This window comes from Dyella psychrodurans, assembly GCF_003363265.1.
In the GTDB taxonomy this organism is placed as follows: domain Bacteria; phylum Pseudomonadota; class Gammaproteobacteria; order Xanthomonadales; family Rhodanobacteraceae; genus Dyella_B; species Dyella_B psychrodurans.
The window spans coordinates 481,111-493,754 of the sequence record NZ_QRBF01000001.1 but is presented as its reverse complement, the minus strand read 5'-3'; the positions used below and the strand labels follow the sequence as shown (position 1 = coordinate 493,754).

Below are 12,644 nucleotides of genomic sequence, written 5' to 3'. Positions count from 1 at the left end.
TAAGCATGGTCCTTATGTAACTGGGTTCCTCCGGACGTGATCAGATACCGTTGTGACGTTTCAGGCCACCTCGCGTTGGCTCGCACCGAAAGAGCACAGCCCAACGGATGGGAACAAAAAAAGACGGCTGGGCCGGCGTAACGGTGGGAGTATCGTTACGTCGACTCAGCCATCAAAGGGGATGTCCGGGGCTCCGGAACATCCCGCAGGACCGTCAACTCAGGCTCATGAGTCACGGCAGGCACTAAAGTCCACGCGGCAAACGGCTGGGGCTTTGCAGACATCGCAGCTATGCGGTTGTCCTATTTCCTTACGAAGGATTTGGTAATGGTTTGCTGAGTCACTTCGTTTGCCGATGTCTCGGGGTTACAACTCTTTCGCAAACGGTCAGACGAAAGTAGGGAGAAGCTTTAACTGAGTTACGTTGGAGCTTGTAGCGTTGTAATAGAACGTCGAAGTTCGGCAAGCGGCGCACGATCGTCAAAGCGAATAGCACCATCGACTTCCGAAATGCCCAATTGCTGGAGTGCGCCATGGAGATCAATCGCCACTGGGCGATCCTTGAGTTCTCGGTAAAGCGAACTCAGAGTATCGCCTTGCACGGCGGCGTCTCCGACGAGGATGGTTTGCTCCACGCTCCAAAATGACGTGTTGCCGCCACTTTCGCTATGGATGGCCCGTAGTGCGTCCTGAAGGCGATATCGGCCACCACTGTTCTTATAGATGGCAATTTCGGCAAGCAGCCAGTACATGGCGCCGCCCCAGTAAGTCCTGCCCCAGGTATGGGTGTGATCGAGCCCTTCGTCGCCGTCGTGCGGTTGTCCCTTGGGCATATCGTCGACGGCCCATCGCCACACCTCTTGCGGCGTGAGTTGTCCCCATTGCGCGCGAGCAATGGGTTCAACGTACGTCGCATTGCCCTCCATAAACCACGCATTGCGTTGCGGCAGTGTTGGGAGTGCCAGGTGTGTCATTTCATGCACCATCACCCAGTCATCGTGCAGGGCGCTCTCGCTGACGTTTCGCCCCAACGCGATGTGCGTCATGGATGTTGGATGTCCCCAGGTTGTAGCAGGACCGATGTGGTCACCTTCGTTAAGTGTGACGAGCAAGCTCCAATGCGCTACGGAGAAGCGCCCGAAATAGGCCGCGATGGCCGATGCACTTCTGCGTATCCACACTTCTATACGGTGTTTGTCGAGAGGGGAGGCATTTCCAGCAATGGCGACATCGATGTTTCCGCCTGCTACAACGAAACGAAGATCGAGTGATTGCTTCAGCCTGTTGTAAATGTCCTGCGGATCGTCATCGGATTGCGCGATAGCACGCAAGGGTGACGATGCGGCGATGGTCAAGCCACCTGCCCATTGGAGAAAGCGCCGACGTTTCATGTCACCTCCGCGATCACAGCCGATATCCCGGGCCTATCTCAAGAAAGAAAACCCTTCGTTAGTGTTCGTGCCTCGCTTGTCGGTCGTTACATGACGAATGGCCCATGGCCGATGCAGTACATGCTCAGTGCCGTGACACAGCAATCGATGGTGTGCAAAAGGTGGGATCGCTTCCGGCCCTGCTTGCAGGCATGTCGATTGTGGGTGCCGTGTAACTTCTTCAGAAAAGACGACGAACTCCCCCATGCCATCACGGCATCCCATTCTTTCAACGTAGGAGTTGTCCCATGATCAAGCTCTCCAGTGGTACCAGCCTCGCGGCCGCCGCGGCTTTCATCGCTTTTGCCAGCCTCGCTCAGGTGAGCCCGGCCCATGCGTCGCCCGCGGCGGGCGACCAGGCGCAGCCGTGCTACGGCGTCAATGCGTGCAAAGGACAATCCGATTGCAAATCGGGCGATCACGCTTGCAAAGGCCAGAACTCCTGCAAGGGCCAAGGATTCAAAGACTTGACAGCCAGCGCATGCCACGCAGCCGGTGGCAGCCTGACCGCTCCGTCGAAGTGATCGTCAGAGCCCGACTGCTCCCTACAGTTGGGCTCTCTTTTCTGGGAATTCACTATGCGTACGCTTGACTTACCTGCTTTCGAAGGATTCGGCCTAGGTTTGCGCCCTGTGCACTACCAGGAATTCCTTGACGGCCAAGTTTCGGTCGATTTTGTCGAGGTAATTTCCGAGAACTTCATGGTGCAAGGAGGCAAGCCGCTCGCCATTCTGGAAGCAGTACGGGCGCACTATCCCGTCGCGATGCACGGTGTGTCATTGTCGATTGGTTCGGCCGACGGGCTGAAGCTCGATTATCTTCGGCGGTTGAAAGACCTGGCTGAGCGCATACAGCCGCTTTGGGTCTCCGATCACCTGTGCTGGACAGGTGTGGGCGGATTCAACTCCCATGACTTGCTCCCACTTCCTTACACGAATGAGGCCATGGATGTGGCCTGCGCCAACGTGAATCAGGTGCAGGATTTCCTGCAGCGGCCGATTCTTCTGGAAAACCCCTCGACGTATCTGAGCTACTCACAGGCCGACTACAGCGAGCCAGAGTTTCTCGCCGAATTGTGTCGCCGGGCAGGGTGCTATTTATTATTGGACGTCAACAACATTTACGTGAGTGGCGTCAATCAAGGCTTTAATCCCTACCAGTACCTCTCTGCTATTCCCAAGGGCTATGTGAGACAGATGCATTTGGCCGGTCACAGTCAGGGAGAGAATCGCCTCATCGATACACACGATCAGCCTGTCCCTAACGCAGTGTGGTCCGTTTACCGTGCAGCCTGCGAACGATTTGGTTCGGTCGCGAGCATGATTGAGCGCGACGACAATATCCCGCCGCTGAGCGAATTGCTCGATGAATTGAACATCGCGCGAACGGTGGCCTCCGCAGCGTGTCAGTCGGAGGAGTGTTTCGCATGAGCCTCCTGGACATGCAGCGACAGTTTTGCTCCTTTTTGGTGGACGGTCCCAACGTCCTCGATCAGTACGTCCCCACAGGCGCTACTCCGGGGTTGGCTGTCTACCATCACGCCTACCGCGCTCAGTTGGAAGAGTGCATGCGTGAAACCTTTGAGCGTACCTGGGCATGGTTGGGAGATGACCAGTTTCATGATGGCGTGCGTCGTTACATCGAAACCCATCCACCCGTCAGCTGGACGATCAGTGACTACGGTGCGCACTTTGCGGACACGCTGGATGCGCTCTATCCCGATAGCCCCGAAGTCGGAGAATTGGCGTTGTTGGATTGGACCCTGCGTCGCGCGTTTGATGGTCCGGACGGCATGGCGGTAACTACCGAAACGATGATCAAAGATATCGACTGGGACCACGCCAGGATCCATTTCGTGCCAACCCTGCGTGTGTTCGCCGTGCGGAGCAATTGCGGTGCGCTATGGTCCGCAATGGCGTCCGAAAAGGTGCCTCCCGCCGTCGAATACTTCGCGGACGTGGCGGCCATTCGGGTTTGGCGAGAAGGGCATCGTTGCCGTTTCCAAACGATCGATGAGCTTGAAATGCGCGCGCTCAATCACGTCTCGAATGGTGCATCGTTCGCCGAACTGTGCGGCAATCTCGCTCACCTTCTCGGGGATAATCACGGCGCCTCTGCGGCGGGAGAATTCCTGGCAGCATGGGTGGCCGAAGGGCTTGTCGCTGCGATTGGGTGATCGGACAAGTAACCACTCGGCTGCTACGTTCGATGCATGATCAGTGATGTAATGTCACGTCACCGCACACGTGACACACCTCTGCCTGATTGTTCTATTTCCGCTTTAAGCGCGTCCACGAAGACCCGAATTTTTTGTGGCCTGAACTTGGCCATGGGGTACACGGCAAAGATGCCGCCTCCCGGCAACTTCCATTTCGGCAACACCCGTACCAATCGACCTTCTTCCACATCTTGAGCGATCGAGAAATCTGGCAGAACAGCCAGGCCGCCGCCGGCAAGCACGGCCGCACGTGCAGCGTGGGCCGTATTGACTGTGAAAGATGCGGAAAACGTCACGGTCTGTTTGCTCTGTCCATCTCGTTCAAATCGCCATGTGGTAGGGCGGGGGAGTATCGACAGGCCAATGAATGGCAAGTCGGTCAGGTCCTTCGGACTTGTAGTCTTGATCTTGGCTGGCAGAACACCCGGAGCCGCGACAAGCCACTCTTCCACACGTCCCAATTGCACGGCTTGCAGAGTCGAATCGGCCAAACGCCCAAGGCGTATCGCGACATCGATGCCCTCTGCGATCAGATCAAAGAGTCTGTCTCCTGTCAGCAAATCAATCTTAAGCGCCGGATACCGCTGCTGCATGGCTATCGCCAGCGGAGCTATCACAGTAGCTCCATAGTCAACGGGGGCGGTGATCCGTAAAGTGCCTCGTGGATTGTTGGCGCTCTGTCCAATCGCGTTGACGGCTTCTTCGGCTTCTCGAACGATTATCCGGGCAGCCTCATAGAACATTTCGCCTGCTTCGGTGAGGTGAAGCCTTCGCGTCGTACGCACCAGAAGGCTCGCTCCGATTTCTGTCTCGAGTCGCTGCAGGTGTGCACTCACCATCGTTTTGGCGATGCCAAGACGCGAGGCCGCCCTCGTGAGTGATCCGGCCTCTACCACCGCAACGAAGACGGCGAAGCGATTGAGATTGATGGAACTTAAGGTCGTCGACATCTTATTGTTCACTTTAAGTGATTAGTAAAACTGAAACTAGCCGTCTTATAAGGACAATGAGGTGTCTCTAATCTTGTGGCCATCGAAAACGGAGACTTTACCGCGATGGTGCATCGTCCACTCACACTGGTCCTTCGGACAGCGATCGCTTTCAAGGTGCTCGGGAATGTGACGGTACCTGTCTTAGCAGGTGATGGCCAGAACAACCGCAGTCATTTCACAGTCGGCTACTGATCGAATCTTTCACCCTTGGAGAGCACTTTTGTCATGGGCTTGAACGCCTTTCTACGAACCTCCGTTCTCGCTGCGATGCTCGGCGTGACTGGAACGCCTGCTGTCGCGGCGCATCCCAATGCACTCATTTCTACGGCAACGATCGCCGTTCGCTATCACACGGTCGACGTCAACGGAATTAAGATTTTTTATCGCGAAGCAGGCGATTCGAGCAAGCCGACGATACTGTTGCTGCACGGTTTCCCGTCATCCTCGCACATGTACCGTGACCTCCTTCCATTGCTGTCGCCGTACTTCCATGTCGTAGCACCGGACTATCCCGGCTCGGGCAATAGCGATGCTCCTTCGGAGGCTGTGTTTGAGCCGACGTTCGCCAATCTCACCACGGTGACAGAAGGATTTGTTCAGAAAATGAGCCTGAAACACTTCATCATCTACATGCAAGACTTCGGTGGCCCCGTTGGGTTTCGCATGGCAGTGCATCATCCGGATTGGGTTCGCGGCTTCATTATTCAAAACGCAAATGCGTATCTGGACGGCCTCTCGGCCGATAACATCAAAGGTATCCGGAGCCTTGAGGGTGAGTTGACCCCTGCCGGTAAACAGTTTGCAGACAGTACTGTCGAGCCGCAGTTCACCGAATTGATGTATCGCACCGGCGTTCGTAACGCGGCTGACCTTGACCCCGATGCATGGAAAGCGGACTTGCAGACGCTGCAGAACCCCGACAGCAAGCGTATTCAACGCGCCCTGATTATCAACTACCACACTAACCTCGATCAGTATCCGACATGGCAGGCGTACTTCAAGAAGTACCAGCCGAAAGCACTCATCGTGTGGGGGAAGAACGACCAGATCTTCCTTCCGCCGGGCGCCGAAGCTTACAAGCGCGACTTGCCGAAGGCCGAGATTCACTTCTTCGACACCGGACACTTTGCACTCGAAGAAGATGCCTCGGGCATCGCCGACCAAATCATTCGTTCCTACGGACAGGAATAACAGGTAGACCGCCGTTAGGGCCGATGGTTGTGCATCGGTCCTGACGCGACGCTTTTCAAGGCGCGGGCATTTATCGCCGCGCACATCAAAGCAAGGAATTTCTACATGACTGATCAAAACGTGATGAGCCGGCGAGACATGTTGCGCAAGAGCGTGACGGCCGCTGCAGCCGCCGGTTTAAGCATCACAGGTGCGGCCTTAGCAGCCGCCACCCCTAACGGAGCCATGTCCATGGTCGCTGGAGCCAAGCGTAGCTACAAAACCTTTGCGCTCCGTCGTTCGCTCGATGGTGTAGTTACGCTTACGCTTAACACGCAGGGCAGCGCCTTCATTCTCACGCTGGACGCGTATGAGGAGCTCGCCGCAGCGTTCGTCGAAGTGAGTCTTGATCCAGATAGCCGCGTACTGGTCATCGAGGGCGCAGGCGATTACTTCATCAAGGACGTGGATTTCAAAACCTTCGGTGACCTCAGCCGTTCGCTAGGTTGGCTGGAGGTGGCTGCGCGTGGTCGGCGCATGATCCAGTCGCTCATCGACGTTGACATCCCAGTGGTGGCCGCTGTCAATGGGCCGGCGCTCTTACACTCCGAAGTCGCCTTTCTGGCTGACGTGGTCATCTCGGCGGAGAACGCGTGGTTTGAGGACCCGCACATGCACGGCAATGTGGCGCCGGGGGATGGTATCCACGTGGTCTGGCAGGAGCTCTTTGGTATCAATCGCGCACGTTCCTATCTGATGTTGAGCAAGCGACTGAGTGCGGTCGACGCCCATACGTTCGGCGCCATTGCGGAACTGACGGCGTCCGGCGATCAAGCGAAGGCAAGGGCAGCCGAGATTGCGCATGAGCTGGCCAAGAAACCGGCCGCGACGCTGCGCGCGGCCAGGTATGTCATGACACGACGCTTCAGCCGATTGCTCGCGGAAGGCATAGCGCTCGGGTGGTATGGAGAGGCTATCAGTGCGTTGGCACGCTAAGTAACGTCGCTCGTCCGCTACCGTGCGACGTACGCGATGTTCTGCTCGGCTTAGAGATTAAGTCGCGAAAGGAACCCCAGGATGGCCTTCCAATTGTCTTCGGCGCCCTCGGGATCGCGACTTTTGATCAGGGTGGATGATCCATGGACGCCGCCGGTGGTTGGAACATACTGAACCTTCAGTGTCGAGGGCGAGGCAGCCAGAATGGCTTTAGCCGCGGCGATCTCCTCGGCGTCTTTCGAAGAAGTGACAAAGAATGGAACGGTGATTTTCGCCGCGGCGGTGCGAATCATGGTGGGAGATTGGTCAAAATATTCGCCGGGAGAGAAAACGGCTAGGGCGCGGATCTCATTGACGTGTTCCGAAGCCACCACCACGGTCAGCGACGCGGAATAACTGCTACCCCAGAGAATGACGGGAAGTTTCTGCGTTTCAGCGAATGAGAGGGCGGCTTCGAGATCGCGCTGGGCATCCAGATAGTCTGCGGAATGCCCTAGTGCTTCAACCGTTTGATTGGGACCATAAAGATTGCCGCCGGAACGTTGATCGATGGCCAGTGCGCTATATCCGGCCGCCGCGAGCCGCGGGGCAATGGTCTTATATTCGTCTTTGCTGGAATGGGCCTGATGAAAAAGCACAATCAGCGCGCGTGGCGAGGCCGCACGGTAGTACCTGCCATAAATCTCCACGCCATCGCTCGCTTTGAAGGTCACATTTGACATCGCTATGGCCGGAGACGACAACGTGGTGGCCGCCGTGGCAAACCTGGATGTCGTCATGCTGCTTAGGGCGAGAAGCACGGACGCGATAAGAACGAGTACCGGACGCATGTGAACTCCTGTTAAGGGTTTGTGACTCTGTCGGAAGTTGCTCAAGCCAGTTGCTCCTGCAGTGGGGCATCGGGACGAAAGCCCAGGTAACGAGATGGTCCGTCTGCGGATGCGCTCGCGTACATGGACTTTGCACCGGCCAAACATAGCGCATCAAACGTTGCGGCTTGATTCGTCACCATCGACCATTGGCTACGCGACGACCTGCCATCCGCGATGGAGGGAGTTTGCTGCAATACGGACAGGAGCGCTTCGGAGGAAGGGCAGTGAGCCATGTACCCTTCATTCGACAGGCTCGCACTCTGGATATCCAATGCTTCGCAGGCCCACGCCTTGACCGCTATATCGAGCTGGTCGCCATGACGTAGCAGTGAAATATGCAGCTGCGTCTGCGCGTCCACAACCTGGTTGTCACGCACAAAAGGAGTAGGGGAGGTCCACGCTTCCGGCGGGCACTGTTTATGGCTGGGCGATAAGGATAGGAAGGGGTTCACTTCGGCTGGGTAAATGCGACAAACATGCGGTCTGCTGTCGTAGATGCCGCATCGCATGTCGCTGCCAAGGTGAGGGCAGGCACCCTTGAACGTCGCTGCGAGTACGACGATGACACGAATGGGAAGCTCCCCGCTCCAGGCGGGAAAGGAGCGTTGACGCTTATGCATCGCCAAGGCATCTGATGCCGCGGGTTCAACCACCCAGGGAACCGCCTCGCACAGCAGTTCGACGTTGCCACCCCGCTGCAGCCAGGCGACAGCCTCTTGGCACGTGAGTGGGAGTCTTAGGTTATGGCAGCATTTGCCGCATTGCGTGCAGCTGAAATTGAGATCGGACATAGCTCCCCCGGATTGCCTCTTCGATCTGTTCGTTCCCGTCGGACGAGAAGTTACAAAGAGGAATACGAAGCGCTGTCTGGTCGAACGACTAGCTTCGCACGGGAGGAGGCGTGCTGAGGAGTGCGTGCACTCCCCAGCACGATATGAACGCGACTAATAGTTGAAATTGTCGTCGTTCCGAACGATGGCAATACCGTTGGTCGCCGCGCTGTTGATGGTGACGCTATTCTTCAGATTGAAGTTGCCTTCCCCGTCCACGTCGAAAATGGACACGTGCGAGACTGATCCGCTGGCATCAACCACGGCGGCGAGGTTATCGCGGTAGGTGATGTCGGTCGGGTTGCCGTTGAGGGTTGCCACCACCGCCGCACTCTGGATGATCTTCTGGCCGTAAACCGTATAACGGGACACCGAGTGGCTGGGCGGGTTGGCCGTGAACAGGAATGGACCGTCGAGCGTCACCCAGCAGGGTGCCGTTTGCGTACCGGAACCCGTGACCGTCAGGACCGCATCGTTACGCACCAGGCTGATCTCGTCGGAGTGTGCGATGGTCACGTATGCGTCATTGCCGCGTGTTGCAAGCCCGAAAGGTGTGTTGACGTTGGCAGGGATGTTGGCGACCACTTTCGTGGAGCCCGACACGGCGCCTAGGTCGGTCAGATTGACTGTCTCAATGGCGTTGCTCTTTTCGGTAAGAATCAGCTGTCCGCCGAGGACGCCCACTTGAGCTGCGGAACCGTCTGCAATAGCAAGCTGCGCTTCACCGTCGGCTTGGGCGCTTACGCCGTAACGGTCGATCGGATGCGACTCGATGTGGGTGGCAGTAAGGATGTAAAGATGATTGCGGCCGAACGCGACGCTCACCGGATTGGTAATGGCAGGTACGACCTTCTGCAACTGCAACGGGACGCGATCACCGCCCTTTTGGAAGATCGAAACGTTGCCCGATCCAAAGTTGACGACGGCAAGAAGATCGTGATTTTGCGCGATACCGCCGGCATTGCCCGTGACGCCGCCGGCGCCGCCGGTTTTGGACTGCTCGATCAACGTCCCTTGCGTGTTGTACACGAGCAACTCATTGCTCGCAGCGTTTGATGAGGTAACGATGAGATCGCCGTTATTCCATCCATTGGTGGTCTGTGCATGGACGGCACCTGCCACCATCAGCGCGAGCAGCGCCGATCCATAGATTGCCTTTTTCATGGTTGTTCCTCGATGTAAGCATAGATGGTTGCGGCAACATGCGTTGCCACGACTGGTTACTTCGGGGAAAGAGCATCTTGGTTACATCGACGGGCGACGAATTGCGCTTTTCGTGACGTGTGTACCATCGTCACAAAATTTCTACACATCGCGCAGACTCTGTCTACGAGACCCATGTCGTCGTAGGCGCTGTAACTTCTTTATGCCGGCGAATCAGGTGTGCATTGATTGTTGGCGTGCTGAGGCGTACTGCTTCCACGGATGACGAAGACATGCGTATCGCCTTGGCGAATCCCTTGCTACAGGTATGTATCGGGGGATTTGCGGAATGCGCGGCGCAGGTGCGCGACCTCATCGGCATGGTTTACCAACGCACTACATGCCTGCCAAGCAGTGCACCAATTGCGGTGGGGATCGCCATCCCGAGCAGATACCAGGTGGCCCAAAACGGCACGCCCATTTCCGGGCAGTGCAGGCAGTAAGCGAGCGTACCGATGGCCCCTGCGAGCAAACCGGCGACAGCACCCGCTATGGAGCGATGCGTTGGTGCGAGTTGCCGAACGGCGAAGAGCACAGCGACAAGACACGGCACCGACAAGAGTGCGATGTTGAACGGACAAGTGCGCCACGTTTTGCCCATGAGCAGCGAGGCGCGAAGGGTGGGAGGTGCTTCCCAAAGCACGATCACAGCCGCCAACCACACGGCCAGGACAGGCATCGCGATGCCACTCCATCTGCGTCCGACGGCCTGACCAGGTCGAACCAACCGCTCGAGCATCATGTATGCGCCAACGGCCAGCGATAGCGGCAGGGCGAGCTTGAGCCAAAAGAGGGGTGTAACCAGCATGATCGCCATGTCCGGCCGCAGTCCATAGCCGACCAGCGCGAATACGGACGCACCGATGTATGCCAGCAATGACGATGCAGTCAGGTATCGTTTGACGGTGTCTCCACGCACAGGCGCAATGTCCGTAGCGAGGAGCGAGACGAGGGCGTCAGTGTTCATGGCATCGGGACCGGCGGCAGTATTCATGGCGGTGATGAAACGAAACGCCGAGGGCATCTTTTGGTGTCCGACCCGTCATACGAGCGACCTCATGAATGCCTTGGCGCATGGCAAGGATCCGTGATGGACGCGTCCGTAAAATCCTTCATGCCACCACTGTGTTCAAGTTCGGCGAGGGGCACGGGAGGTTACAGCCGTGAGCAGGTGCCCTCGAAGCGCGGCGACGCTGGGGGCGTGTAACCAAGGAGCGCATCCATGCGAATTTGACCGGTGTCACTCATCGTGCCGTGACCGACACCTCCATCGAATCGCAGGCATTGCCATGATCTCGCCACGCCATACAAACATCGCTCTCGGAGCTGGCGTTGGCTTGAAGCCCCAGCACTACGAAGACGCCTACGCGGTGGAGCAGGGTGAACTGTGGTTTGAAGTTCACCCTGAGAATTACATGGTTGACGGCGGTCCGCGGCTTGCGTGGCTTGAAATGATTCGGGGACGCCACCCTTTGTCGCTGCACGGGGTATCGCTGTCGCTCGCCGCAGAGCAGGAGCCCGATGCTACGCATCTGCAGCGACTGAAGGCCTTGATCGATCGTGTTGAACCGGCCCTGGTGTCGGAGCACCTGGCATGGTCAGCATGGCGGGATCATTACCACCCGGACTTGTTGCCATTTCCGCGTACGCAGGACGCATTGCTAAGGGTGGCCGCCAATATCAGTCGAACCCAAGACACGCTGGGACGTCGGATTGCGATCGAAAATCCGACGCATTATCTGACCATTACAGGGCATGACTGGAGCGAGAGCGACTTTTTTAGAGAGGTCATCCGTCGCACGGGGTGTGGCCTGCTGGTCGACATCAACAATGTATTCGTCAGCGCGCACAATCTTCCGATCGATCCTATCGCCTATCTTGATGCCATCCCGTCCGATGCCGTCATGGAGATCCACTTGGCGGGGCACAGCGTCGACGCCAATGGCGCGCTATGGATCGACTCTCATGACGCCGCGATCAACGAGGGCGTGTGGCACCTGTATCGATACTTGATCGATCGGATCGGCCCTCGTCCTACGTTGATTGAGCGCGACGGTCAGGTGCCGGAGTTCGATGTTCTGCTCGGCGAGCGCCAGCAGGCGCAATCTTTGTTGGACCGCAGGATATCGATGGACGCGATGGCATGAAAGCTACATTGGCCTCGTTTCAGGATGCGTTTGTTGACGCCCTCTACGGTAGGGTGCCTCATGACAGCCGGGTGGTGGCCTTGATGGACCAACCGGGGTTTGCGGTGTACCGCAATACCGTATTCCAAGGCTGCGTGGATGCGCTGGAAGCGAACTTCCCAGCCGTCGTGCGCCTCGTGGGCGAGGATTGGTTTCGCGCCGCGGCCGCCGAATACGTCAGCCTATCACCGCCGACGGAGACGCGGCTGTTGCGCTATGGCCAGAACTTTCCTGATTTTCTGGCTTCGTTCGAGCCCGCAAAGTCCTTATCTTATCTGCCCAACGTCGCTCGACTCGATTACTCTTGGGTAGAGGCACATGTCGCACCCGATGACCGGCATGTAACGGTGATCGATTTGACAGCGTGGCCGCCGCAACAGGCGGAGCGAGCCACGCTTCGCGTGCATCCGAGCGCGCGCTGGCATTGGTTCGCGGATGAACCCGCATACACCATCTGGCGAGCCAATCGCGAAGGCGCGGATATTCCTGACGATCTCGTTTGGGAAGGTGAGGGGGCTTTGCTCCTTAGGCCTTCTAGCAACGTCGTGTGGCAGCCGCTTTCGATCGGTGCCTGTGCGTTCCTGGACGCATGTGCCGCCGAATGTGACCTCGAATCCGCTACCCGGCGGGCACTGGAACGCGAACCGGAAATGGATCTTGGTCAGTGCGTGTCCACGTTGCTGACGGCAGGCGCCATTGCCGAAATCAAAGTGCGTGACGCGGTCTCTTAAATCGCAAGCGGTATGT

At 57.4% G+C, this 12,644-nt stretch carries 13 protein-coding genes; 7 read left to right on the top strand and 6 right to left on the bottom strand.

From position 1 onward, the window contains the following. Nucleotides 1-419: 419 nt before the first annotated feature. A complete protein-coding gene (locus tag DWU99_RS02420) occupies nucleotides 420-1,391 on the bottom strand; it encodes a hypothetical protein (protein ID WP_115476393.1) in 972 nt (323 codons plus the stop codon). Between the two features lie 287 nt (nucleotides 1,392-1,678). On the opposite strand from DWU99_RS02420, the gene bufA2 reads away from it, so the two are divergent. From bufA2 to DWU99_RS02405, 3 genes are read left to right on the top strand one after another with little or no spacing between them, the layout of a single operon-like run. After that, a complete protein-coding gene (gene bufA2 / locus DWU99_RS02415; RefSeq protein WP_115476392.1) occupies nucleotides 1,679-1,954 on the top strand; it encodes a BufA2 family periplasmic bufferin-type metallophore in 276 nt (91 codons plus the stop codon). 54 nt (nucleotides 1,955-2,008) lie between these two features. Further along, on the top strand, nucleotides 2,009-2,860 hold the full coding sequence (bufB, locus tag DWU99_RS02410) for an MNIO family bufferin maturase (protein WP_115476391.1): 852 nt from the start codon (nucleotides 2,009-2,011) through the stop codon (nucleotides 2,858-2,860). Beyond that, nucleotides 2,857-3,606, top strand: a complete 750-nt coding sequence (locus tag DWU99_RS02405) for an HvfC/BufC family peptide modification chaperone (protein WP_115476390.1) — start codon at nucleotides 2,857-2,859, stop codon at nucleotides 3,604-3,606. Before bufB (DWU99_RS02410) ends, DWU99_RS02405 begins: the two co-directional genes overlap by 4 nt. A 59-nt stretch (nucleotides 3,607-3,665) precedes the next feature. Here the strand turns inward: DWU99_RS02405 and DWU99_RS02400 are convergent, their stop codons facing one another. After that, nucleotides 3,666-4,598: a LysR family transcriptional regulator gene (locus DWU99_RS02400; protein ID WP_115476389.1), complete on the bottom strand. Its 933-nt coding sequence runs from the start codon at nucleotides 4,596-4,598 to the stop codon at nucleotides 3,666-3,668. A 267-nt stretch (nucleotides 4,599-4,865) separates the two neighbouring features. Between DWU99_RS02400 and DWU99_RS02395 the strand changes: the two genes are divergently transcribed. Both DWU99_RS02395 and DWU99_RS02390 read left to right on the top strand, forming a co-directional pair. Beyond that, complete coding sequence (locus DWU99_RS02395) at nucleotides 4,866-5,831, top strand: alpha/beta fold hydrolase (RefSeq protein WP_199535679.1); 966 nt, start codon at nucleotides 4,866-4,868, stop codon at nucleotides 5,829-5,831. Nucleotides 5,832-5,936: 105 nt separating this feature from the next. Next, a complete protein-coding gene (locus DWU99_RS02390) occupies nucleotides 5,937-6,806 on the top strand; it encodes an enoyl-CoA hydratase/isomerase family protein (RefSeq protein ID WP_147292877.1) in 870 nt (289 codons plus the stop codon). A gap of 50 nt (nucleotides 6,807-6,856) precedes the next feature. Here DWU99_RS02390 and DWU99_RS02385 read toward each other — a convergent pair whose 3' ends face one another. From DWU99_RS02385 to DWU99_RS02370, 4 genes are all read right to left on the bottom strand, one after another. Then, nucleotides 6,857-7,636: an alpha/beta hydrolase gene (locus DWU99_RS02385; protein ID WP_199535678.1), complete on the bottom strand. Its 780-nt coding sequence runs from the start codon at nucleotides 7,634-7,636 to the stop codon at nucleotides 6,857-6,859. A gap of 41 nt (nucleotides 7,637-7,677) precedes the next feature. Beyond that, the gene (locus tag DWU99_RS02380; protein WP_115476387.1) at nucleotides 7,678-8,469 is read right to left on the bottom strand and encodes a YkgJ family cysteine cluster protein; all 792 of its coding nucleotides are present in this window, start codon (nucleotides 8,467-8,469) and stop codon (nucleotides 7,678-7,680) included. Nucleotides 8,470-8,622: 153 nt separating this feature from the next. Then, on the bottom strand, nucleotides 8,623-9,672 hold the full coding sequence (locus DWU99_RS02375; protein WP_115476386.1) for a hypothetical protein: 1,050 nt from the start codon (nucleotides 9,670-9,672) through the stop codon (nucleotides 8,623-8,625). 364 nt (nucleotides 9,673-10,036) lie between these two features. Continuing rightward, the gene (locus tag DWU99_RS02370; RefSeq protein ID WP_115477148.1) at nucleotides 10,037-10,678 is read right to left on the bottom strand and encodes a DUF1109 domain-containing protein; all 642 of its coding nucleotides are present in this window, start codon (nucleotides 10,676-10,678) and stop codon (nucleotides 10,037-10,039) included. Between the two features lie 322 nt (nucleotides 10,679-11,000). Here DWU99_RS02370 and bufB (DWU99_RS02365) point away from each other — a divergent pair, with 322 nt between their 5' ends. Both bufB (DWU99_RS02365) and DWU99_RS02360 read left to right on the top strand, forming a co-directional pair. After that, on the top strand, nucleotides 11,001-11,858 hold the full coding sequence (gene bufB / locus DWU99_RS02365) for an MNIO family bufferin maturase (protein ID WP_115476385.1): 858 nt from the start codon (nucleotides 11,001-11,003) through the stop codon (nucleotides 11,856-11,858). Then, nucleotides 11,855-12,628, top strand: coding sequence for an HvfC/BufC N-terminal domain-containing protein (locus DWU99_RS02360; RefSeq protein ID WP_115476384.1), 774 nt, complete (start codon nucleotides 11,855-11,857; stop codon nucleotides 12,626-12,628). The genes bufB (DWU99_RS02365) and DWU99_RS02360 overlap by 4 nt, the downstream gene beginning before the upstream one ends. The last annotated feature ends 16 nt before the right edge of the window (nucleotides 12,629-12,644 follow it).

Coding starts and splice junctions, on each gene's coding strand:
- bufA2 (WP_115476392.1), top strand. CDS start 1,679: ATGATCAAGCTCTCCAGTGGTACCAGCCTCGCGGCCGCCGCGGCTTTC.
- DWU99_RS02375 (WP_115476386.1), bottom strand. CDS start 9,672: ATGAAAAAGGCAATCTATGGATCGGCGCTGCTCGCGCTGATGGTGGCA.
- DWU99_RS02390 (WP_147292877.1), top strand. CDS start 5,937: ATGACTGATCAAAACGTGATGAGCCGGCGAGACATGTTGCGCAAGAGC.
- DWU99_RS02420 (WP_115476393.1), bottom strand. CDS start 1,391: ATGAAACGTCGGCGCTTTCTCCAATGGGCAGGTGGCTTGACCATCGCC.
- DWU99_RS02400 (WP_115476389.1), bottom strand. CDS start 4,598: ATGTCGACGACCTTAAGTTCCATCAATCTCAATCGCTTCGCCGTCTTC.
- DWU99_RS02385 (WP_199535678.1), bottom strand. CDS start 7,636: ATGCGTCCGGTACTCGTTCTTATCGCGTCCGTGCTTCTCGCCCTAAGC.
- DWU99_RS02360 (WP_115476384.1), top strand. CDS start 11,855: ATGAAAGCTACATTGGCCTCGTTTCAGGATGCGTTTGTTGACGCCCTC.
- DWU99_RS02370 (WP_115477148.1), bottom strand. CDS start 10,678: ATGAACACTGACGCCCTCGTCTCGCTCCTCGCTACGGACATTGCGCCT.
- DWU99_RS02405 (WP_115476390.1), top strand. CDS start 2,857: ATGAGCCTCCTGGACATGCAGCGACAGTTTTGCTCCTTTTTGGTGGAC.
- bufB (WP_115476391.1), top strand. CDS start 2,009: ATGCGTACGCTTGACTTACCTGCTTTCGAAGGATTCGGCCTAGGTTTG.
- bufB (WP_115476385.1), top strand. CDS start 11,001: ATGATCTCGCCACGCCATACAAACATCGCTCTCGGAGCTGGCGTTGGC.
- DWU99_RS02395 (WP_199535679.1), top strand. CDS start 4,866: ATGGGCTTGAACGCCTTTCTACGAACCTCCGTTCTCGCTGCGATGCTC.
- DWU99_RS02380 (WP_115476387.1), bottom strand. CDS start 8,469: ATGTCCGATCTCAATTTCAGCTGCACGCAATGCGGCAAATGCTGCCAT.